The organism is Corallococcus terminator (genome assembly GCF_049194865.1).
Classification (GTDB): Bacteria; Myxococcota; Myxococcia; order Myxococcales; family Myxococcaceae; genus Myxococcus; species Myxococcus terminator_A.
Genome location: NZ_JBLZWL010000129.1, coordinates 228,852 through 249,067, shown reverse-complemented (window position 1 = coordinate 249,067; position 20,216 = coordinate 228,852). Strand labels below are relative to the sequence as shown.

At 67.9% G+C, this 20,216-nt stretch carries 18 protein-coding genes; 14 read left to right on the top strand and 4 right to left on the bottom strand.

All coding sequences use genetic code 11. The features are described from left to right. Positions 1-40 precede the first annotated feature (40 nt). Positions 41-1,369, bottom strand: a complete 1,329-nt coding sequence (locus ACN469_RS38905) for a response regulator (RefSeq protein ID WP_498776617.1) — start codon at positions 1,367-1,369, stop codon at positions 41-43. 114 nt (positions 1,370-1,483) lie between these two features. Between ACN469_RS38905 and ACN469_RS38900 the strand changes: the two genes are divergently transcribed. From ACN469_RS38900 to ACN469_RS38870, 7 genes are all read left to right on the top strand, one after another. Beyond that, entirely contained in the window at positions 1,484-1,849 is a 366-nt protein-coding gene (locus ACN469_RS38900; RefSeq protein ID WP_498776615.1) for an MXAN_6627.5 family MYXO-CTERM protein, read from the top strand. A gap of 10 nt (positions 1,850-1,859) precedes the next feature. Further along, positions 1,860-2,903, top strand: a complete 1,044-nt coding sequence (locus tag ACN469_RS38895; protein ID WP_498776613.1) for a class I SAM-dependent methyltransferase — start codon at positions 1,860-1,862, stop codon at positions 2,901-2,903. An 83-nt stretch (positions 2,904-2,986) separates the two neighbouring features. Then, positions 2,987-4,432 carry a UbiA family prenyltransferase gene (locus ACN469_RS38890; RefSeq protein ID WP_498776611.1) on the top strand — a complete coding sequence of 482 codons (1,446 nt, stop codon included), beginning with the start codon at positions 2,987-2,989 and terminating at the stop codon, positions 4,430-4,432. Between the two features lie 13 nt (positions 4,433-4,445). Then, on the top strand, positions 4,446-5,837 hold the full coding sequence (locus ACN469_RS38885) for an FAD-binding oxidoreductase (protein ID WP_498776609.1): 1,392 nt from the start codon (positions 4,446-4,448) through the stop codon (positions 5,835-5,837). A 24-nt stretch (positions 5,838-5,861) separates the two neighbouring features. After that, positions 5,862-6,599 carry an SDR family oxidoreductase gene (locus ACN469_RS38880; protein WP_498776607.1) on the top strand — a complete coding sequence of 246 codons (738 nt, stop codon included), beginning with the start codon at positions 5,862-5,864 and terminating at the stop codon, positions 6,597-6,599. 64 nt (positions 6,600-6,663) lie between these two features. After that, positions 6,664-7,254, top strand: a complete 591-nt coding sequence (locus ACN469_RS38875; RefSeq protein WP_498776605.1) for a Uma2 family endonuclease — start codon at positions 6,664-6,666, stop codon at positions 7,252-7,254. Positions 7,255-7,304: 50 nt separating this feature from the next. Next, a complete protein-coding gene (locus ACN469_RS38870) occupies positions 7,305-7,895 on the top strand; it encodes a Uma2 family endonuclease (RefSeq protein WP_498776604.1) in 591 nt (196 codons plus the stop codon). 110 nt (positions 7,896-8,005) lie between these two features. On the opposite strand, the gene ACN469_RS38865 is transcribed toward ACN469_RS38870, so the two are convergent. Then, the gene (locus tag ACN469_RS38865; protein ID WP_498776603.1) at positions 8,006-9,121 is read right to left on the bottom strand and encodes an aldo/keto reductase; all 1,116 of its coding nucleotides are present in this window, start codon (positions 9,119-9,121) and stop codon (positions 8,006-8,008) included. A 90-nt stretch (positions 9,122-9,211) separates the two neighbouring features. Between ACN469_RS38865 and ACN469_RS38860 the strand changes: the two genes are divergently transcribed. Both ACN469_RS38860 and ACN469_RS38855 read left to right on the top strand, forming a co-directional pair. Next, the gene (locus ACN469_RS38860; RefSeq protein WP_498776602.1) at positions 9,212-10,123 is read left to right on the top strand and encodes a LysR family transcriptional regulator; all 912 of its coding nucleotides are present in this window, start codon (positions 9,212-9,214) and stop codon (positions 10,121-10,123) included. Positions 10,124-10,453: 330 nt separating this feature from the next. Next, positions 10,454-12,046: a carboxylesterase/lipase family protein gene (locus ACN469_RS38855; protein WP_498776601.1), complete on the top strand. Its 1,593-nt coding sequence runs from the start codon at positions 10,454-10,456 to the stop codon at positions 12,044-12,046. A gap of 181 nt (positions 12,047-12,227) precedes the next feature. On the opposite strand, the gene ACN469_RS38850 is transcribed toward ACN469_RS38855, so the two are convergent. Then, positions 12,228-12,791, bottom strand: a complete 564-nt coding sequence (locus tag ACN469_RS38850) for a regulatory protein RecX (protein ID WP_498776649.1) — start codon at positions 12,789-12,791, stop codon at positions 12,228-12,230. A gap of 282 nt (positions 12,792-13,073) precedes the next feature. On the opposite strand from ACN469_RS38850, the gene ACN469_RS38845 reads away from it, so the two are divergent. Genes ACN469_RS38845 through ACN469_RS38825 form a run of 5 tightly spaced genes read left to right on the top strand, consistent with a single transcriptional unit; the run spans position 13,074 to position 18,429 of the window. Beyond that, positions 13,074-14,180: a DUF2169 family type VI secretion system accessory protein gene (locus tag ACN469_RS38845; protein ID WP_498776599.1), complete on the top strand. Its 1,107-nt coding sequence runs from the start codon at positions 13,074-13,076 to the stop codon at positions 14,178-14,180. Next, a complete protein-coding gene (locus tag ACN469_RS38840; protein ID WP_498776597.1) occupies positions 14,177-15,238 on the top strand; it encodes a hypothetical protein in 1,062 nt (353 codons plus the stop codon). The genes ACN469_RS38845 and ACN469_RS38840 overlap by 4 nt, the downstream gene beginning before the upstream one ends. After that, positions 15,231-16,334 (top strand): PAAR-like domain-containing protein, encoded by a 1,104-nt coding sequence (locus ACN469_RS38835; RefSeq protein ID WP_498776595.1) that lies wholly within the window; start codon positions 15,231-15,233, stop codon positions 16,332-16,334. Before ACN469_RS38840 ends, ACN469_RS38835 begins: the two co-directional genes overlap by 8 nt. Positions 16,335-16,336: 2 nt before the next feature. After that, complete coding sequence (locus ACN469_RS38830; protein ID WP_498776594.1) at positions 16,337-17,167, top strand: hypothetical protein; 831 nt, start codon at positions 16,337-16,339, stop codon at positions 17,165-17,167. Beyond that, the gene (locus tag ACN469_RS38825) at positions 17,164-18,429 is read left to right on the top strand and encodes a TIGR02270 family protein (RefSeq protein WP_498776592.1); all 1,266 of its coding nucleotides are present in this window, start codon (positions 17,164-17,166) and stop codon (positions 18,427-18,429) included. The genes ACN469_RS38830 and ACN469_RS38825 overlap by 4 nt, the downstream gene beginning before the upstream one ends. A gap of 7 nt (positions 18,430-18,436) precedes the next feature. Here ACN469_RS38825 and ACN469_RS38820 read toward each other — a convergent pair whose 3' ends face one another. Further along, positions 18,437-20,161, bottom strand: coding sequence for an alkaline phosphatase family protein (locus tag ACN469_RS38820; RefSeq protein ID WP_498776590.1), 1,725 nt, complete (start codon positions 20,159-20,161; stop codon positions 18,437-18,439). Positions 20,162-20,216 lie beyond the last annotated feature (55 nt).

Genomic DNA, 20,216 nt, shown 5'->3' with positions numbered 1-20,216 from the left:
GGCACCTCACTGAGGGTGCCCGCCCGGCGACCCGACCGCGCTACGAGCGCTTGTCCAGGATGCCCAGCGACATCATCGCGACCAGGAAGCCGTAGACGACGTGCTCGGGGCGGTTGGCGAACGCCAGCAGCTCCGCGACGGTGCGGTTGCCGTCAATCTTGGGCAACAGCTCCGCCTCCCACCGCTCCAGCTCCACTTCGTTGAGCTGGTACGCCGGGGCCACCGCGGGGATGAGCCGGTCCTCCGGCTTGAGCAGCCGGCGCAGGCGCTCCGGCTTGTAGAGCTTCTTGATGCCACGGACGATGAGGTTGCCCGGGTGCACGTCCAGCTTGATGGACTCCGAGCTGGCCTTCTCCCGGAAGCTCATCACGTACGTGCCGTCTTCCCACGCGAAGAGCGAGTAGATGACGGCCTTCACCTGCTGGCCCACGTAGTACAGCCGCTCGGTGTCCTTGAGCAGGCCGCGCTCCACCAGCACGTCACCGGTGCGCCGGTTCGTCGCGCCCGCCACGGCGGAGGCGTCCTGGAGCTGCTCGGGCTTGATTTTGCCCACGCGGACCAGGAACTGACCGAAGCGGTCCGCCAGCAGGTTGGAGAGGGCGAACACCGGCATGCCCTTCTCGAAATAGACGACCTTCTTCACCTTGCCGCGCTGGATGCCCAGCTCGCCCGTCTCGCGGGAGAGGTAGTAGGCGGTGAGCAACGAGGGCAGGTTGTCCTTCAGCTCCCCCCGGCGGCTGCCCGGCGCGCCCGAGCCCGCGGGCGGGGGGTCCGGCGGACGGCCCGGCGTGGGCGGACGCACCTGGGTGGCCGGCACCTTCTGCATGGGGCTGGCGGTGAGGTTGGCGCCGCGAATCTCCGCGGTGATGTTGCCGCCGCCCGTCACCTTGATGCGGCCCGTCAACTCCATCACGTCCTGCGGGCCCTCCTCCTCCACGTCGATGTCCAGCTCCACCTCGAAGGCGTCCTGGAGCGAGCCAGGGGGCGGGGCCTTCTTCTCCGGAGCGAGGACCTTGGTGACGGCCTCCAGCAGCTTCTGCGCCTCGAAGGGCTTCTCGAAGTAGCCAGCGGACTGGTACTTCTGACGGGCCTCCAGCGCGTGCTTGCCGCCCTTGAAGACGCCGGTGATGAAGAGCAGCGGGAGCTGGGGGTTGTCCTTCCGCAGCGCGTCCGCCAGATGGTAGCCCATCATGTCCGGCAGCAGGATGTCCAAGACGGCCGCGCCGGGTGGATTGGCGCGAGCGACATCAATCGCCTGCCTGCCGCGGCTGGCGCCGACGACCTCGTAGCCCGCGTCCTCGAACAGCTGCGTGAGGAGGGAGAGAAGCTCCGGGTTGTCATCGACGACGAGGATTCTGGGGGCGGCCATCGGGGGTCGTACGCTACCAGATGAAGGCGGAGGGGTGGGACAATCTACCCCCGACTTCCGGTTTCCACGGTGGATGCATCTGTGCGGCCGGACGGTTAGGGTGACGACCCCGTCATGTCCCTTCGTCACCTAGTTCGCGCCCAGGGCCTGTCCCTGCTGGCCTGCCTCCCGCTCTTGCTGCCCGCCGCCGCACTCGCTCAGTCGTCCAGCGACGGAGGCATCATCATTCCCCTCCCGGACGCCTCCACGGGAGAGGGCGGGCCCGACCGGGACAACCCGGAAGGGGAGGACGGGACGGGGCGGGTGAACACCGTCTGTCGTAGCAGCGGAGACTGCTCGCCGCGCTTCACTTGCGAGGACGGCACCTGCCGCTACACGGGGGTGCGCAAGGCGGAGCAGGTAGGCTGTCTGATGGGCGCGGAGGCCGCGCTGGTGATGGTGGGACTGGCCGGCCTGGCCCTCCCCCGGAAGAAGCGTTAGGGGCGCACGCATGCGGCTGGGGCTCAAGGCGGACAACCTGCTGGAGCGTGTGGCGGACTGGTTCAACCTGGCCCCCCAACCCCTGGCCCATGCCTTCTTCGGGATGATGGCCTCGCGCACGCTGATGGCGGGCGTGCGGCTGGGCATCTACGGCGCGCTGGCGGATGGCGCGGCCACGTCGGAGGCGCTGGCGGCGAGGCTGAACCTGTCGCCCGAAGGCACCCGCTCGCTGCTGGAGGCGCTGGTGGCGTGCGAGGCGGTGGAGCGTCAGCGTGACGGCCGCTACCGACTGGCGTCGCGCTCGAAGCGGTGGCTGGACCCGCGCTCGCCCAAGTACGTGGGCGCCTTCCTGGAGTTCAACTACGCGCAGTGGGACTGGTGGACGGGGCTGGAGGGCGTGGTGCGCTCGGGCGAGGCGGTGGACATCCACGACTTCGCGCCGGAGGACCCGCGCTGGCGCGACTACATCCACGCCATGCACCAGCTCGCCCGGCTGGCGGCGCCGGAAGTCGTGGGCGCCATTCCCCTGCCCCGAGGTGCCAAGAGCTTGTTGGACCTGGGCGGCGCGCATGGCTGGTTCGCCGCGGAGCTGTGCCTGCGCCACCGGGGCCTCAAGGCCACGGTGTTGGATTTGGAAGGCAGCGTCCGCGTGGGGCGGGACATCATCGCCTCGGCGGGGCTGAGCCACCTCGTCACGCACCAGGCCGGGGACATCCTCACCTCGGAGCTGGGCGGCCTCTACGACGGGGTGCTGCTGTTCCAGGTGATGCACCACCTGACGCCCGCGCAGAACGTGGCGCTCTTGCGCCGCATCCGTGCCTCGCTGGCGCCCAAGGGGACGCTGGCCGTGCTGGAGTACCTGCGGGAGGACATCCAGGACCCGACCAGCTCCGCGCCGCTCATCGGCCTGCACTACTTCGTCACCTCGGGCGCGGACGCCTACACGCCCGCGGAGGTGGAGGGCTTCCTCGACGACGCGGGCTACCGCATCGAGAGCAGCCGACCCATCCGCAACCTCCCCCTCCAGACCCTGTTGATCGCCCGACTCGACTGAGCGGTGCCCTGGCGGGCGAAGGGCCGTGTGCCCTTCTCGCGCCCGGAAACAGTCCGACAGGGTAGCCTTCGCCCCCGCTTCCCATGCTTCCCGAGACACCCCTCCCCGAGGACTCCGCAGACGTGGCGCTCGCCGTCGACCTCGACGGGACGCTGGTGCGCACCGACACGCTGCATGAGAACCTGCTCGTGCTCTTCAAGCGCGCGCCCTGGCTGCTCTTCCTGCTGCCCCTGTGGGTGATGAAGGGCAAGGCGTACTTCAAGGCGGAAGTCGCGCGGCGCGCGGGCCTGGACGCCGCCCAGCTGCCGTACAACGAGGAGCTGCTCGCGTTCCTCCACGAGGAGAAGGCGCGAGGCCGCAGGCTGGTGCTGGCCACGGCGGCGGACCAGCGAATCGCGCAGGCTGTCGCCGCGCACCTGGGCCTCTTCACGGAGGTCCACGCCAGCGACGGCACCGTGAATCTGTCCGGCGCGCGCAAGCTGGCGAAGCTGAAGGCGGCGCTGGGCACGTTCGACTACGCGGGCAACGACGCGGTGGACCTGCCGCTGTGGCGCGAGTCGCGGCACATCGTGGTCGTCCACGCGCCCGCGGGCGTGCTGGAGAAGGCGCGAGCGCTGGGGCGCCACGTGCACCGCGTCTTCGAGAAGCCCGGGGTGGGCCCGCGCGTCTGGGTGAAGGCGCTGCGCGTGCACCAGTGGGCGAAGAACGCGCTCGTCTTCGTGCCGGTGCTCGCCGCGCACAAGGCCGCGTCTCCGAACCTGTTGGCCCAGGCGATGCTGGCCTTCGTGGCGTTCAGCCTGTGCGCCTCCAGCGTGTACGTGCTCAACGACTTGCTGGACCTCGACGCGGACCGACGGCACCCGACGAAGAAGAAGCGTCCGTTCGCGGCCTGCGCGCTGCCGGTGAGCGTGGGCGTGGTGCTGGCGCCGGTGCTGCTCCTGGCCGGCGCGGTGGTGTGTCTGCTGTTGCCGCCCGCCTTCTCCGCGCTGCTGGCGACGTACTACGCGCTGACGCTGGCGTACTCGCTGCGGCTCAAGCAGGTGGTGATGCTGGACGTGCTGGTGCTGGCGGGCCTGTACACGGTGCGCATCTTCGGCGGCTCGCTGGCGGTGGGCGTGCCCACGTCGAGCTGGCTGCTCATGTTCAGCATGTTCCTCTTCCTGTCGCTCGCGCTGGTGAAGCGGCTGAGCGAGGTGCGCCGGCTGCGGCTGTCCAACGAGACGACCGCGCACGGGCGCGGCTATCTGGCGCAGGACTACGAGCAGCTCGCCAGCCTGGGCGCGGCGGCGGGCCAGGTGTCCGTGCTGGTGCTGGCGCTGTACATCACGTCGAAGGAAGTGACTGTCTATTACGACCACCCGGAGCGGCTGTGGCTGTTGTGCCCGGTGATGCTCTACTGGGTGGGCCGCATCTGGGTGCTGGCGCATCGCGGACAGGTGAACGAGGACCCGCTCGTCTTCGCGCTCAAGGACAAGGTGAGCTACGCGGTGGGGCTCGTCTCCGCCCTGGTGCTGTGGGCGGCCACGTGAGAGGGATTCCGCGATGAAGTCACTGGAGTCCTGGGGGCGCTACCCCCGAGTCGAGCAGCACACGCAGGCGCTGACGTGGCGCTCGGACGCGCTGCCGCAAGTCTCCGGCTCGGTGCTGCCGCACGGGCTGGGGCGCAGCTATGGCGACTCCTGCCTCAACGGGGGCGGGACGCTGCTGCTCACCTCGGGGCTGGACAAGCTCATCGCCTTCGACGCGGCCACGGGCGTGGTGCGCTGCGAGGCGGGCGTCACGCTGGACACGCTCTTGCGACTGGCGGCGCCGCGCGGCTGGTTCCTGCCGGTGACGCCGGGCACCAAGTACGTGACGGTGGGCGGCGCCATCGCCAACGACGTGCACGGGAAGAACCACCACCGGGGCGGGACGTTCGGCCGCTACGTGCGCCGCTTCGAGCTGGTGCGCTCGGACGGCAGCCGCCGCGTGTGCGCGCCGGACGAGAATCCGGACTGGTACGGCGCGACGATTGGCGGCCTGGGGCTCACGGGGCTCGTCACCTGGGCAGAGGTCCAGCTCAAGCCCATCAGCAATCCGTACGTGCTCCAGGAGACGGTGCCCTTCGGCAACCTGGACGAGTTCCTCGTCGTGGCGCGCGAGTCCGAGGCGGACCACGAGTTCACCATGGCGTGGGTGGACTGCCTGGCGCGCGGCAAGAAGCTGGGGCGGGGCCTGCTGTACCGGGGCAACTTCGCGCCGCCGCAGTTCGACGGGCTTCCCCTGGCCAAGAGCCACCTGTCGCATGGCATTGGCCTCGCGGTGCCCATGGACATGCCGGCGTTCTGCCTCAACCGGCTGTCGGTGTCGGCGTTCAACTGGCTCTACTTCCACCGGCAGAACGGCAAGCCGAAGCAGCGGCTGACGCACTACGACCCGTTCTTCTATCCGCTGGACGCCATCTACGCGTGGAACCGCATCTACGGCAGCCGGGGCTTCCTCCAGTTCCAGTGCGTGGTGCCCTACTCCACCGCGCGTGACGCGCTGAAGGACATCCTGGAGCGCAGCGCTCGCGGCGGGCTGCCCAGCTTCCTGTCGGTGCTGAAGACCTTCGGTGACCTTCCCTCGCCGGGGTGGATGTCCTTTCCGCGCCAGGGTGTGACGCTGGCCATGGACTTCGCCAACCGGGGAGAGAAGACGTACCGGCTGGTGGAGGAGCTGGACCGGGTGACGCGCGAGGCGGGCGGCGCGGTGTATCCGGCGAAGGACGCGCGGATGAGTCCGGAGAGCTTCGCGGCGTACTTCCCGCGCCGCGCGGAGTTCGCGGGCTACATCGACCCGGCGTTCTCGTCGTCCTTCTGGCGGCGGATGAATCCGGTGGCCATGCCCTTCTCGCTGGAGTCGGAGCGCGCTTCTGGAGCGCCGCATCCGAAGTCCCTGCTTGCGCTTCGCTGACCTCTCTCCGAGATTGCCGACCCCATGAAGAAAGTGCTCGTCCTCGGCGCCACCAGCGCCATTGCCCAGGCGACGGTGCGGCTGCTCGCCGCGCGCGGTGCCTCGCTGTACCTCGTGGGCCGCAACGCGGAGAACCTGGACGCGGTGGCGAAGGATGCCGCCACGCGGGGCGCCGCGAAGGTGGAGTCGAAGGCGGTGGACCTGAACGACTTCGCCGTGCACGAGGCGCTGGTGGACGGGGCGTTCCAGGCGCTGGGCGGACTGGACGGCGTGGTGCTGGCTCACGGCGTGCTGGGAGACCAGGCGGAGGCGCAGCGCTCGTGGACGGCGACGGAGGCGGTGCTGCGCACCAACTTCCTGAGCGCGGCGTCGCTCCTCACGGTTCTGGCCAATCGGTTCGAGGCGCAGAAGGCCGGCACGCTGGTGGTGATTTCGTCGGTGGCGGGAGACCGCGGCCGGCAGAGCAACTACGTGTACGGCACGTCGAAGGGCGCGCTGACCGTGTTCCTCCAGGGCCTGCGCAACCGGCTGGCGAAGTCCAATGTGGCGGTGGTGACGGTGAAGCCGGGTTTCGTGGACACACCGATGACGGCGCACCTGCCGAAGAACAAGCTGTTCGCGTCGCCGGAGAAGGTGGCGCGCGGGCTGCTCAGCGCGGCCGATGCGCGCAAGAACGAGGTCTACGTTCCCGGAATCTGGGCAATCATCATGCTCATCATCAAGAGCATCCCGGAATCCGTGTTCAAGAAGTTGAAGCTCTAGCTGTAAACGAACGCCGTCAGCGGCGCTGCTTGTCAGGGGGCTTTGCTATCCCCAGACTCGAGGCATGGCCTACGGCAAACGCGAAACAGAGGGTGTCGCGACCCTCGCCGATATCGAGGCTCTGCCCGAGGGCGTCGTGGGCGAGGTCATCGAAGGAACGTTGTATGTGCATGCCCAGCCGCGTGCTGGGCATATGAATACCCTTGGAAGTCTGCATGCCCTGCTCTGGGGCCCTTTCCAGCAGGGGAGTAGCGGGCCTGGGGGTTGGTGGATTCAGGTGGAGCCCGGCATCCGACTGGAGGGGTCTCCGGAGTTCGTCCCGGACCTCGCGGGCTGGAGGAAAGACCGGGTGGCGCGAATCCCGGAGGGCTCGTGGCTCGTGGCGCCAGACTGGGCCTGCGAAATCCTGTCACCGTCGACACGCGGCTATGACACACGCATCAAGCAACCGTTCTACGCGCGGATTGGCATCAAGCACCTGTGGTTCATCGACGTGGATGCACGAACCCTCACCGTGAGCGAGCTGCGCGACGGACACTGGCTCGTGCTGGGGACGTATGGCGAGGATGACGTCATCCGCGCTGCCCCGTTCGACGACATCGAGCTGAGGCTCGGTGAGTTGTGGCCGCTCGTGGAGACACCCGACACCGAGTAGCCGCATCCACGCCGCTTGTCAGACAGCGCTGCTATCTCCACACTCGGGGCATGGCCTACGGCAAGCGCGAGACAGAGGGTGTCGCGACCCTCGCCGATATCGAGGCTCTGCCCGAGGGCGTCGTGGGCGAGATCATCGATGGAACGCTGTACACGCATGCCCAGCCGCATGCTGGGCACATGGATTTCATTGGAGCCTTGATTACCGAGCTTCGGGGCCCGTTTCAGCGGGCCCTGGGTGGGCCGGGCGGGTGGTGGGTTCAAGTGGAGCCGGGTGTCCGGCTGGAGGGCTCGCCAGAGTTCATTCCGGACCTGGCGGGGTGGCGCAAAGAGCGGGTGGCGCGATTGCCAGCGGGCTCGTGGACCCTGGCTCCTGATTGGGCCTGTGAAGTCCTGTCGCCGTCGACACGCGGCTACGACACGCGCATCAAGCAGCCGTTCTACGCGCGGATTGGCATCCAGCATCTGTGGTTCATCGACCTGGACTCGCGCACCCTCACGGTGAGCGAGCTGCGCGACGGACACTGGCTCGTGCTGGGGACGTACGGCGCGGATGACGTCATCCGTGCCGCCCCGTTTAACGACATCGAGCTGAAACTCGGTGAGCTGTGGCCGCTCGTGGAGACACCTGACACCGAGTAGCCGCATCCAGGTTGATTATCAGCGCTGGTTCCGCTGGAGCCGCGCTGGGGCTGGCTCTGGCTCGCCCTGCAACGCACCGACTGAGCCCACCTCCAGCGCGGGCATGACCCTCAGCGCACCGCCGGACGGAACCACGTCGGCTCGGCGCGCACGGACGTCCCTCCGGTGAACATGCCGCTGGTGAAGAACTCGTTCGCGAAGAAGATGTACGGGTGCACCAGCTCCGGGCGACCGGCGGCCTCCAGCTTCGCCGACTGCTCCTCCGGAATCTCCACGTCCAGCGCACGCAGGTTCGCCTCGAGCTGCTCCAACTTCGTCGCCCCGATGATGGTGGACGCCACCCCCGGCCGCCGGGTCACCCACGCCAGCGCCACCTGCGCGGGCGGCTTGTCCAGCTCCCGCGCCACCTCCATCAACGTGTCCACGATGCGCCAGTTCCTCTCCGTGAAGAGCTTCGCCATCCCCGGGTTGCCACTCGCCTGGATGGCCGGCAGTCGCCCCTCTCCCTTCGCGAACACACCCTCTCGCGTGTACTTGCCCGACAACAACCCCGACGCCAGCGGGCTCCACGGGGTGATGCTCGCCCCCAGCTCCAGCGCGGCCGGGATGTGCTCCCGCTCGATGTTGCGCTCCACCAGCGAGTACTCCAACTGCAACGCGACGACGCGCTCCCAGCCCTCGCGCTCCGCCAGCGTCTGCGCCCGCGCGAAGTACCAGGCCGGCACGTCCGACAGGCCGATGTAGCGAATCTTCCCAGCCCTCACGAGGTCCGTCAGCGTGCTCATCACCTCCTCCATCGGAGTGATGCCGTCCCACGCATGCATCCAGTACAGGTCCAGGTAGTCCGTCTTCAGCCGGCGCAGCGACCCCTCCACCGCGCGGTGGATGTTCTTGCGGCCGTTGCCTCCCGCGTTCGGGTCTCCAGGCGACGTGTTCACCGTGAACTTCGTCGCGATGACGGCGCCATCACGCCCGCCCTGCTTCGCGAAGTAGTCCCCGATGAACTCCTCGCTCGTGCCGTTCGTGTAGCCATCCGCCGTGTCGAGGAAGTTGCCCCCCGCCTCCAGGTAGCGGGCCAGCAGGCGGTGCGCCGTGTCCTTGGGGCTGCCCCAACCCCACTCCGTGCCGAACGTCATGGTCCCCAGGGCCAGCGGGCTCACCCTCAGCCCCGAGCGCCCCAGCAGGTGGTAGCGGGAAAGCGAGTCGATGCGGTTCGTCGTTGTCATGCGTGCCTCCGTGAATGACCTCAAATTGCCGCCCGAGGGCTTTTCGGAGAAGAGGCACGATTTGAAAGCACTGTTTAGGATGGCTTCATAATGGCCCTGACCCCACTGAATGAGCTGGCCGTGTTCGTTGCCGTCGCCCGGCACAAGAGCTTCACCCGGGCCGCGAAGGAGCTGGGTGTCTCCACCTCCGCGGTGAGTCAGTCCGTGAAGCTGCTGGAGGAGCGCGTCCACCAGGCGTTGCTCTTTCGCACCACGCGCAACGTGTCGCTCACCGACGCGGGTCAGCGACTGCTGGAGCGCGCGGCGCCGGGGCTGGAGTCGGCGCTCAACGCGCTGGAGCACCTGTCCGCCGACGCCACGCAGCTCACCGGCACCCTGCGCCTCACGGTGCCCGGCATCGCCCTGGCCAGCGTCATCGAGCCCGTGCTGCCCCGCTTCCTCCGGGAGAATCCCCATGTCCACGCGGAGGTGCGCTTGTCGGACCAGTTCGTGGACATCGTCGAGGAAGGGCTCGACGCGGGACTGCGGCTGATGGAAGCCGTGGAGAAGGACATGGTGCAGGTGCGCCTCACGCCCGCCTTCCGCTTCATGGTCCTCGCCTCACCGGCCTACCTGAAGCGCCACGGCACCCCGCAACGGCCCGAGGACCTGGCGAACCATGACTGCATCACCTACCGCGCGCCCACGACGGGCCTGCCCTATCACTGGGAGCTGGAGCGGGGACGCAAGGAGCTGCGCGTCCAGGTGAAGGGCCGGCTGGCCACGGACAATGCCGAGGTCATGTTCCGCATGGCGGTGGCGGGCGTGGGGCTGACCTACCTGGCGGAGCTGCAGGTCGCCCCCGCCCTGCGCGCGGGAACGCTCGTGCCGGTGCTGGAGGACTGGGCACCCTCCGTCCCGGGCATCTTCCTGTACTACCCCCACCGCGCCCAAGCCTCGCCCCCGCTGCGCGCCTTCATCGCCCTGGCGCGCAAGCTGCTCCCTACGAAGGGCCTCGGTTGAGGCGACCCCTCACGCCAGGCCAGCCTGCGCGGTGCTTCCCGCGGCCCTACGGGACAGCGGCTTCCAACTCCAGGGCCAACCCAGTGCAGCGAGCATGACACTCGACCCGACCTCCAGGGTCGAGGAGTCGAGGTGTGTCTGTCTTCCAGGCCATACGGCGCTGGGACGTTCCGCCACCGCGATTGCGTGGGCACTTCGTGAGCTTCTATTCCACGCGTCCCGTCGGTCGTCGGACGACTCGTGCATCCGCTCCCAGACCCGTTGCCTCCCATCATCGGATGACTGCACGGACGTGAGGACACTCAGCGTTCACCAGAAAGGGAGCGACACATGGCAGGCGAGAAAGCACCCGTGGTCTCCACCCGCGAGGGGCAGGTCCAGGGCGCGCTGGTCGAAAGGGTGATGGTCTACAAGGGGATTCCGTACGCGAAGCCCCCCGTGGGCTCCCGGCGCTGGAAGGCCCCCGAGCCCATGGACCCGTGGACAGGCGTCCGCCCGGCGCTGGAGTTCGGCCTCTCCCCGTTCCAGGACCGGCAGGGCTGCATCGACATGGGCGGTGGCGACCCCGGGAAGATGAGCGAGGACTGCCTCTACCTCAACGTCTGGACGCCCCGGGCGGAGGCCGGCGCGAAGCTGCCCGTCGTCTTCTGGATTCACGGCGGCGCGTTCGTCATCGGCGCGGGCAACCTGCCGGCGTACAACGGCGTGCCCCTGGCGAGTCAGGACGTGGTGCTCGTCACCTTCAACTACCGGCTGGGCCACCTGGGCTTCTTCGCGCACCCGGCGCTGGAGAAGGAGAACCCGAACGGCCCGGTGAACTTCGGCCTGCTGGACCAGATGGCCGCGCTGGAGTGGGTGAACCGCAACATCGCCCAGTTCGGTGGAGACCCGGACAACGTCACCGTCATGGGCCAGTCCGCGGGCGCCAAGTCCGTGCTGTCGCTCTACGCGTCGCCGCTGATGAAGAACAAGAACCACTTCAAGCGGGGCGTGGCCCTCAGCTCCTACGTCATCAACGAACTGCCTCGCGAGGACGCCGTCTCACGTGGCACCATCTTCGCCAGTGATTTGGAGCTGACGAGTGACGACGTCACGATGGAGCAGTTGCGCGGGCTGAAGGCGGATGACTTCTGGAAGCGCTCGCCCGGCACGGTCATCTCGCCGTCCTCCGTGGTGGGAGACCCGGTGCTCCCCCGGACCATTCGCGCCGCGTTCCGCGACAACCAGGCGCTCAAGCTGCCCCTCATCCTCGGCAGCACCAGCTACGACGCCAGCGTGGCGGTCGCCTTCGGCATCGAACCGAAGGACGTCGTCGAGCGGCTGGGCAACATGGTCGCGGTGGTCCGCCCCTTCTACCCGGACGTGTCGGACGACGAGGAACTGGGCCGGCGCATCTGCACCGACTTCGTGTTCACCGTGGTGCCCCGACTGTTGGGCAGCCACCAGGCGGAGCACGCGCCGGTGTGGCGCTGCCACTTCGACTACACGGCGGTGCAGCTCCGCGGGGACCGGCCCCATGGCGTCCCGCACGGCGAGGAAATCCCCTGGTTCCTCCTCACGCCGGACCGGTGCTCGCCCGCGCAGGGCAAGCTGGTGGAGGAGGACCAGGCGTTCCTGCGCCGCCTCCAGACGCACCTCCTCCAGTTCTTCCGCACCGGGGACCCGGGCACCAGCGAGGGCGTCGCGTGGCAGCGCCACACCCTGCTCAAGGACGGCGCGCTGGTGCTGGGCGAGGAGGTCCTGATGGCGCAGCCCTACAAGAAGGACCTGTTGGGACTGGCGGTGCTCGCGGTGGGAATGGGCCTCATCGACAACGCCATGAGGCCTCCGGCCGGGCGCAGGTCCACGCCGCCCGACCCGTACGCTGTCGCGCACTTCGGCCGGGCGAGCGCGAACGCCCAGGCCGCGGGGCGGGCCGGCTAGGCCGCGTCTGTCGGGTGGAAGCGCCAGCATCCTCCCAGGGAGACAAGCCGGCGTGATGCGCCGCGAGTCGACGGAGCGTCGGTAGAGGGCCTTGGCCCCTCTGCCGCCACCGGCTCATTCTCGATGGGATTCCCTGGCGGCTGCGGACCTCGAGTGGTTCCCGTGCTGGAGGGCGTCCGCGCTAGTCGAGTGCTCCATCGATGATCTTCTTCGCGACACCGAACGAGAAGCCCGCGCGAGCCAGCGCCGCGAGGTCCCGTTTGCGATTCTCCTCTCGCTTCGCCAGGTCCTTGCGGAAGGGACCCAGTCGCTTCTTCCGGGCCCAGATGCGCGCGGCGTCCTCGTCGGAGACCTCCGCGGTGGCCAGCGCCACCTTGCGCTGCACCAGGTCCGCGGCGACGCCCTTCATCCGCAGCTTCTGGGCAATCATCCGCGTGCTGCGACCGGAGGCGCGCAGTGACTGCGCCTTCATCCCCGCGTAGGTGTCGTCGTTGATGAGGTTGTTGCGGACGAGCTTCTGCGCGAGCGCGTCAATCCACCCGAGCGCCTCGGCGCGGTCTCCACCGTGCTCCTTCACCGAGCGGTCCACCCGGCGCACCAGCACGCGCTTCAACTGGCTCACGGTGGAGGCGTAGCGCTTGACGTAGTGGAGCGCCACGTTCTCCAGATAGCGGGCGGACGCCTTCCGGGGTCGCTTCTGCTTCCTGGGGGGTCTGCTGTCCTGTCCACTCTGGTCGTCGTCCACGTGGACCCTATCTACCAGGGGCGTCTGACCCGGACGCGAAACAAGAGCCCCCAGGTCGCCGACACCCGAGCGGGCGGCCGAGCGGTCCGGCTGGCGCTCGTACTCCAAGTCTCGTCCGGCCCCAATGTACGCGGACTCATTTCCAGAGGGTCCTGCCCGCGCGCTCGACGGCATGTCCTCTCACTCACAATGACCTCGGGTCGGATTGGCCGTGCAAACGAATCCTGTTAGCCATTCTCGAGCAGGCCGCAGCGGCATCCACCCATTCGTGGCGGGGGACGCATGCAATTGGGAGTCAATACGACGGGGATGCCGTCGGACATCTGCGTCGCCACCGACAAGTCGGGGCAGGACCTCTGTGTCGTCGTGGTGAAAGGAACCTTCGCGCTCGGCTCGCAGGGGAACCCGAAGCTGGCTGAAGCACAGGCGCCACTTGTCTACGTGGACCAATATCGTGGGGTCCCTGGAACGACGAGCCTCGTTCGGGAGTGCGACTTTGCCCCCTTCAAGCCCAGGACGGATCTCCTCGTCCAGGGACAGGCCGTCTCCGCTTCGGGCCGCCCTGTCGAGTCGCTGCTGGTGACGCTCGAGCTCGGGCCGCTGAAAAAATCCATTCGAGTCACGGGTGACCGCCGCTGGGAGCGGGGACTCTTCGGTTTGCGCGCCTCCGCGCCCACGACCTTCACCCATCTTCCAATCGTCTACGAACGAGCCTTCGGAGGAACGGACCTGACCCACCCGGACCCACGACACCAGGGTGCGGAACTCCGCAACCCGGTGGGAGTGGGCTATCGCAAGAATCCAGAGGCTCGCGCGACGCTAGACACCGCCCTTCCCAACCTGGAGGACCCTCGACACCCGCTCTCAAGCTGGACTGACCTTGTGTCGCCTGTGGGCTTCGGCCCCGTCGGTCGAAGCTGGCGGCCGCGCATCACCCACGCGGGAACCTACGACTCACGATGGCGCGAGGAGGACTATCCCTTCCTGCCCCGCGACTTCGACACGCGATTCTTCCTCTCCGCGCCCGAGGACCAGCAACTGCCGTACCTTCGTGGCGGAGAGACGGTGCGCTGCACGGGCATGACACCCGATGGCGTGCTGCTGGCATCCATCCCCACGTTGAAGTTTCCCATCACGTTCCGCTTCGATGACCGCGACCATGGGGTCGAGCCGCTCCTGGATACCTTCCTCATCGAATCCGACACGCGACGTATCGTCCTCACCTGGCGGACCTCGGCACCCCTGGGCCGGAAGTCCTCGAGGCTGCGAGAGATACTCGTGGGAAGGAGGCCCGCCACGAGGACAGGGGGCGGCAAGCCACGCTTCAATTCGCTCGCGGAGTTGGTGGCCGCGCGTCGCGGGAGCCCGCGAGGAAGAGGCTCCCGATGAGTGCCATCCGGCTGTACGTCACGGCGACTGGACTGGTGACTTCAGTAGGGTCGAACACCCCCTCGGCCTGCGCCGCCATGCGGGCGGGGCTGTCGGCCTTCGAGCAGCTTCCTCTCTGGGACAATGGGCGCAATCCCATCACGGGCTCGCCCGTATCGAGCCTCCCCCTGACCTTGGAGCGCCAGGAGCGACTGATTGACCTGTTGGCGATGGCACTCACGGATGCCTTGGCAGGAGAGGAGAACGTCAGCACCGAGCAAGTCCCCTTGCTGGTCGCCCTGGCCGAGCCGGAGCGCCCTGGAGGTGCGGCCTCGCTCGCGGACACACTGGTATCTCGAGTGGAGCAGCGCCTCGCGCGCACGTTTCACCCGCGTCTCTCACGCACGCTGACGGGAGGGAACGCCGCCGCCTTTCGCGCGTTGGCGCTGGCACGAACGCTGTCATGGGAGCAGCGCGTTCCATCCTGTTTCGTCTGCGCGGTGGACTCCCTGCTCAATGCCCGCTCGTTGCTTTGGCTGGAGGAGCACCGGCGGCTGAAGACGCGAAGCAACTCGGATGGGGTCATTCCAGGAGAGGCTGCGGTATGCCTCCGGGTGGAGCCCCACACGGGAAGACGGCGACAGCCACTGGCCTCGCTCGTCGGCCTGGGGTTCGCAACAGAGCCAGCATCCGTGCTCGACGAGAATCCCCTTCGTGCAGAGGGCCTCGTCGGAGCAGGCAGAGCCGCGCTGGCGGAGGCCGGGTTGCGGATGCAGGACATGGATTGGCGGCTGTCGGATGCATCGGGAGAGTCGTATGGATTCAAGGAGCAGGCCCTTGCGCTGACGCGGCTGCTCCGAGTGAAGCGGGAGGACCTCCCCCTGTGGCTCAGCGCCGAGTCCATTGGAGAGGTTGGAACAGCGGCGAGCCTCTGTCAGCTCGTGCGAGCGGCACAGGCCTACCAACGTGGCTATGCGCCGGGAGCGCACGCGATGTGCTTCGCTAGCAGTGTCTCGGGAGGCCGTGCCGTAGCCGTGCTGCGGCGGCCCGCTTCCAACAGGTCAAGCGCCCATGAGTGACGGCAAGGTGTACGCGGATGGAAACGAGGTGGTGCACCGGGATGGCGATGGCAAGGTGACGGCGGCGTTTCCTGACGTGTGCATGAGCCCACCCCCACCGCCAGCGGGCCCCGTACCAGTTCCCTACGCGGACAGCTCCTCCGCGAGAGACTTGAAGGCGGGGAGCAAGACGGTGCGCATCGCGGACAACGAGGTCGCCCTCCAAGACGTGTCCCACTACCAGTCATCCCCCTTGGGCAACGAGGCGGCCACGAGGAGCTTCGGTGCGAGCGTGGTGACCCACACCATCACAGGCAAGACGTTCTTCGCTTCGTGGTCGATGGACGTGAAGGTGGAAGGCAAGGGCGTGGTGCGGCATCGCGACCTGACCACCTCGAATCACGGCAGCTATCCTGGTGCCACACCACCCCTCCCCAATCTGTCGCAGGCACAGGTGGAAGAGGCCCAGGAGCTCGCTCAGCGACGGATGAACGACGGGCAATGTCCTTGCTGCGGGTTGAATTCCTGCGCCGCCGCGTTCAAGGAGGACGACCAGCCTCTTCATCTGGAGGAGTTCTACAAAATCGACGTCACGGGGCCTCGGCGCGAGCAGTACGAGAACCTCAAGAAGCTCAAGACGACGCGCTGTACCTGCTCTGGCAGGGTCTTTCCAGAGCCTCCCTGCGACGTGTTCCGGTCCAAGGAAGCCATTGCAGGTAACCGGTACAATGGCATCGTCGCCAGATGGGAAGCATCTGGCACCAAGGCTCAGTACCGAGAGGCGTACAAGCGAACCACGGGAGTGGCTCTCAAGAATTCGACGGAGTTCCTCGATGAACTGCTCGCCAAGTGTGGTCGCGAGGAGGCACTACGAAGCGCAGCCAAGGCCTCCAGGCGAGACCTCCAACTGCCCACGAATGAGCCACTCCGGAGGGACTGGGCCGAATATAGCGAGTTGAAGCTGCGGGCCAAGGAGCTCGAGAGAATCAACCATCTGGTGCCGAAAACGGCGGGAGGGTGTCCAGACAACCCAGGCAACCTTCAGCCACATCAGACCCTCTGCTCGGTCTGTCAGGACATCGACCAGTTCTTCACGGACGAATGGCAGGGGAAGTGAAGATGGGTTCATCCTTCTACTGGGTGTCGCTGAACTGGTCTGGCAGCGGCTATTTCGCGCCACCCACCGCTGCCGACGATCCGAGCTTGCGGGCGGACCCCGACGGCGCGCGTTGGCTGGACACCCAACGGATTCTGTCTCAAGTCAAAGGCGGCGACTTCGGGGGGATGGCTCGGCTGCTGGACATCCACGACGAAACGACCTCCGACCTCCTGCGTTGGACCTGTGTGCAGATTCTGGGGGATGCCGCCCCTCGCTCCTGCTTCGACCGCATGGTCCGCGAACTTGACGATGCGTTGGACCCCGACAAGGCGGGACGCTTCTGCAACGCTTTCGAGGCATGGGGAAGCACCTCCGCCGTGCCAGCGCTCCTCCAGGCATATGAGAGGTACTTCGGCTTCCAGGACTTCGAGGGGCTCCCACTCAAGCTCTCCACCCTCCTCGAACCCGAGTGGGGTCCCCTGGCACGGCGACCGACAGAAGACAGGCTCCTCGCCTATGAAGACCAGGTGATGGCGCGGTGCGAGGCACTCCAGCGGGAGTTCGGCTCGGACCAGGTCATCCTGCTGCATGGTGAGCGCTTCGGCGTCGTGTCCCTGGCCCGGCGAATGCTGCGAAGCCTGGGCGACAGCGACCTGGAGCGGGCCATGCAGCCCTTCTACCGACGCCGCTTCGAGGCGAGCACGGGCATCGACTGCTCTCGCTTCTACAAGGACCGCGAGTTCCAGTCCCTCACCGCCGCCGCCATCCTCGAAGCGTTCCTGGAGAGCCCCGAGGCCAGTCGCTACGACGAGGGTGTGCGCTACTTCTTTGGCCATCGGATTCCAGGATGAATCCATCCAGGCCCTTGCCTTCCAACGGCCCGCTGCCCCACCTCGTCTCGCGCCATTTCGAGGAGGCCTCGTTCCTCTGGCACCTCCGCCGGAGGGCCATCCGTGCGCCGCACTACACACTTCATGATTTGGAGCGGCTCGACGAGCGCATCGAGGCCCACGTGGATGGCCTTCGCCTCGCCAGCGAAGCAACAGACGCAGTTCTCGAGGAGGCGCAGCCCCTGTCCGAGGCAGGTGAAGTCTTCGTCGCGGCCACGCTCGCGCTCGACGGGGGTTGCATCGACCGGCTTTCGTCGCTGCTGCCACTCGCTGGTGAATCGGAGTCCATGCTGGAAGCGATGGTCTCGGCACTCTCGTGGCTGCCTTGGTCTCGTGTGGGCAAGAGTCTTGAACGACTCCGTGGAGAAGAGGACCCCCTGCTGTGCCAGCTCGTCCTGGCGGGATATGCCGCCCATCGGCGAGAGGCAGGCGCCACGCTCCAGCGGGCACTCGCCAGCACCCATCCCGGACTCCGCTCCCGTGCCCTGCGTTCCGTGGGCGAGCAAGGCCACCGCGAGCTGCTGCCTCTCATCAAGCCGTCCCTCGCATCCAAGGACGAAGGCTGCGCACACGCGGCCGCCGCGACCTGTCTCCTGTCAGGAGAACGAACGGCCATTTCCGCGCTTCGCATCCTCGCGGAACAAGGAGGACCCCATGCGACAGAGGCAGGCTGCCTGGCCCTCCGACGAATGGAACGAGCCGAGGCTCGCCGGTGGTTGATGGGCTTCACCGAGCGGCCCGAGCACTCGCGCTTCGCGCTCGCCGGAAGCGCCGCCCTCGGGGATGTGTTCTTCATCCCCTGGGTCCTGAGAATGATGCGAACCCCGGAGTTCGCCCGCGCCGCGGGTGCGGCCTTCCGAACCATCACGGGAGCAGACCTCTCGGAGCGTCCTCTCAGGGCTCCGGCTCCAGAAGTGGAAGAGGACGACGAGGCAACCGAGCTCGACGACGACACGGACCTCCCCTGGCCCGCGCCCGATGCCGTGGCTGACTGGTGGGCCGAGCGAACGGGCGGCTTCCCTCCGGAGGCGCGCTACCTTCTTGGCCGCCCGATGACCCAGGCGTCACTCGAAGAAGTGCTGCGACTCGGCCAGCAGCGCGAGCGTGGGTCCGCGGCCCTGGAGCTGGTCCTCCGAAGCCCCGGCCAGCCTTTGTTCGACATCGGTGCGCCTGCCTTCCGCCAGCGTCGGTGGCTCGCCGAATCGCAGCCTTCCACGGGCTGAACACGACTCACTGTGCCGAAGCGGAGTTCGCGACACAGCTCGCGGGCACAGGAGAGCCGGGCGCCAGGGCCTCGCAGAGCGGACTCCCCGAGGCGTCCGGCAACGTCACGCCCAGCCACGTGGCCAGCGTGGGCGCCAGGTCCAGCGGCGTGACGGGCCGCCCATGGCGCACGGCGGGCAGGCCCTGGCCGAAGAGGACGAGCGGCACGTGGATGTCGTACTCGTACGGTGTGCCATGAGTGCTCGCATGCTCGTCGTCCGGAGCCAACAGCACATGTGGGTCCGCGATGATGACCAGCTCTCCGGATCGCTCCGGCACGTACTCGCCGCGCACCCTCCGCGCGAAGCCCTGCTCACGGCCCAGGCTCACGTCCGCGGCGGAGACGACATCGGCGATGCCCGGCAGCACACGGACCGCCTTGCGCGCGACCTCGACGGCCTCTTCCAGCCGCACCTTCCGCGCCTTCACCCGCGCCTGCCGCAGATACAGGTGCGGCACGCTGAAGGCCTCCACCCAGTCGTCCGCGCCGAACGCCTGATCCAACGCCGCATCCACCGCGCGCGTCACGAGCGCGCCCGACATGCGCTGCTCGGCCCGAGCCGGCGCGGGCGCCATCCCATGGTCCGCGCTCACGGCCACCAGCACCTTCGACAAGCCCAACTCTCGCTCCAACGACTCCAGGAACACGGCCAGCGCCCTGTCCAGCCTGAGCAACATGTCCACCGTCTCGTGGCTCTCCGGACCGAAGCCGTGGCTCACCACGTCCACACTCGACATGCCGATGGCCAGCAAGTCCCTGGCACCAGGGCGCTGTCCCAGCGCTTCGGCACGCAGGCCCGCGAGGGCGAACTCGAACAACTTCTCCGCGCCCAGCGGTGTGTAGAGGAAGGCGTCCTCGGTGGTGAGCGGATGGGGGAACGTTCGCCCCAGTCCTTCGGGTGGACGTTCACGCGCATCGTCATCCGGACCCAGGGCGGCGTACGTCGCCACCTCCGCGCCTCGCGCCCACGCTCCACCCTTCTGGGAGACCTGGGCGTCATTCCACGTGGAGACCCAGGACGGCAACTGCTCCGCATGATGACGGCTCGTCGTGAAGCCCTTCGTGCCCCACCAGTACGCCTGTCCCCGGTGGCCTCCCAGCATGATGGCGGCACGGTCCTTCAACGAGACGGACAGCACGCGCGAAGAAGCCCCATGCGTCGCGAGCAACCGGTCCCCCAACGTCGATACTCGAAGGCGTCGGGGTGACACGCCCTTGCCCTTCGGGTCATCCAACGGAGGGCTCGCGGAGTCGCGCACACAGCTCACCTCCGCGCCGGACTCCCGCTCGTACCACTCGTTGGAGATGATGCCATGCACACCCGGCAGCGCACCGGTCGCCAGCGTGGCATGTCCCGGGCACGTCTTCGTCGTCGCGTAGGGATAGCGCGCGGAGTCGAAGACGGTGCCGCCCTCCAGCAGCCTGCGGAAACCTCCCGGCCCCATCCGGTGACGCCAGCGCTCCAGGTCGTCGTAGCGCAGCCCATCGAACACCAGGAACACCACGAGCGAAGGACGCGCGTCTTCCACCGACGGCGTCACGGCCCTCGTGGAGCCCCGCACGGGGGCCACCACTCGCGAGCCCGCTCTGCCCGAGGACGTCTCCGGTTCCCGCGCCACTCCCGTGCCCGCGCCCAACACCATCCACAACCCGCCGACCGACACGAGTGTCCGACTCCACGAACCCGTCATGACTCCACCTCCGACACCGCGCATCCCGCGATGTGGAAGGCATCCTGCGAGCGCC

Bases quoted from the DNA above. Each gene is read 5' to 3' on its own strand.
- ACN469_RS38905 (WP_498776617.1), bottom strand. From the start codon at position 1,369: ATGGCCGCCCCCAGAATCCTCGTCGTCGATGACAACCCGGAGCTTCTC.
- ACN469_RS38900 (WP_498776615.1), top strand. From the start codon at position 1,484: ATGTCCCTTCGTCACCTAGTTCGCGCCCAGGGCCTGTCCCTGCTGGCC.
- ACN469_RS38895 (WP_498776613.1), top strand. From the start codon at position 1,860: ATGCGGCTGGGGCTCAAGGCGGACAACCTGCTGGAGCGTGTGGCGGAC.
- ACN469_RS38890 (WP_498776611.1), top strand. From the start codon at position 2,987: ATGCTTCCCGAGACACCCCTCCCCGAGGACTCCGCAGACGTGGCGCTC.
- ACN469_RS38885 (WP_498776609.1), top strand. From the start codon at position 4,446: ATGAAGTCACTGGAGTCCTGGGGGCGCTACCCCCGAGTCGAGCAGCAC.
- ACN469_RS38880 (WP_498776607.1), top strand. From the start codon at position 5,862: ATGAAGAAAGTGCTCGTCCTCGGCGCCACCAGCGCCATTGCCCAGGCG.
- ACN469_RS38875 (WP_498776605.1), top strand. From the start codon at position 6,664: ATGGCCTACGGCAAACGCGAAACAGAGGGTGTCGCGACCCTCGCCGAT.
- ACN469_RS38870 (WP_498776604.1), top strand. From the start codon at position 7,305: ATGGCCTACGGCAAGCGCGAGACAGAGGGTGTCGCGACCCTCGCCGAT.
- ACN469_RS38865 (WP_498776603.1), bottom strand. From the start codon at position 9,121: ATGACAACGACGAACCGCATCGACTCGCTTTCCCGCTACCACCTGCTG.
- ACN469_RS38860 (WP_498776602.1), top strand. From the start codon at position 9,212: ATGGCCCTGACCCCACTGAATGAGCTGGCCGTGTTCGTTGCCGTCGCC.
- ACN469_RS38855 (WP_498776601.1), top strand. From the start codon at position 10,454: ATGGCAGGCGAGAAAGCACCCGTGGTCTCCACCCGCGAGGGGCAGGTC.
- ACN469_RS38845 (WP_498776599.1), top strand. From the start codon at position 13,074: ATGCAATTGGGAGTCAATACGACGGGGATGCCGTCGGACATCTGCGTC.
- ACN469_RS38840 (WP_498776597.1), top strand. From the start codon at position 14,177: ATGAGTGCCATCCGGCTGTACGTCACGGCGACTGGACTGGTGACTTCA.
- ACN469_RS38835 (WP_498776595.1), top strand. From the start codon at position 15,231: ATGAGTGACGGCAAGGTGTACGCGGATGGAAACGAGGTGGTGCACCGG.
- ACN469_RS38830 (WP_498776594.1), top strand. From the start codon at position 16,337: ATGGGTTCATCCTTCTACTGGGTGTCGCTGAACTGGTCTGGCAGCGGC.
- ACN469_RS38825 (WP_498776592.1), top strand. From the start codon at position 17,164: ATGAATCCATCCAGGCCCTTGCCTTCCAACGGCCCGCTGCCCCACCTC.
- ACN469_RS38820 (WP_498776590.1), bottom strand. From the start codon at position 20,161: ATGACGGGTTCGTGGAGTCGGACACTCGTGTCGGTCGGCGGGTTGTGG.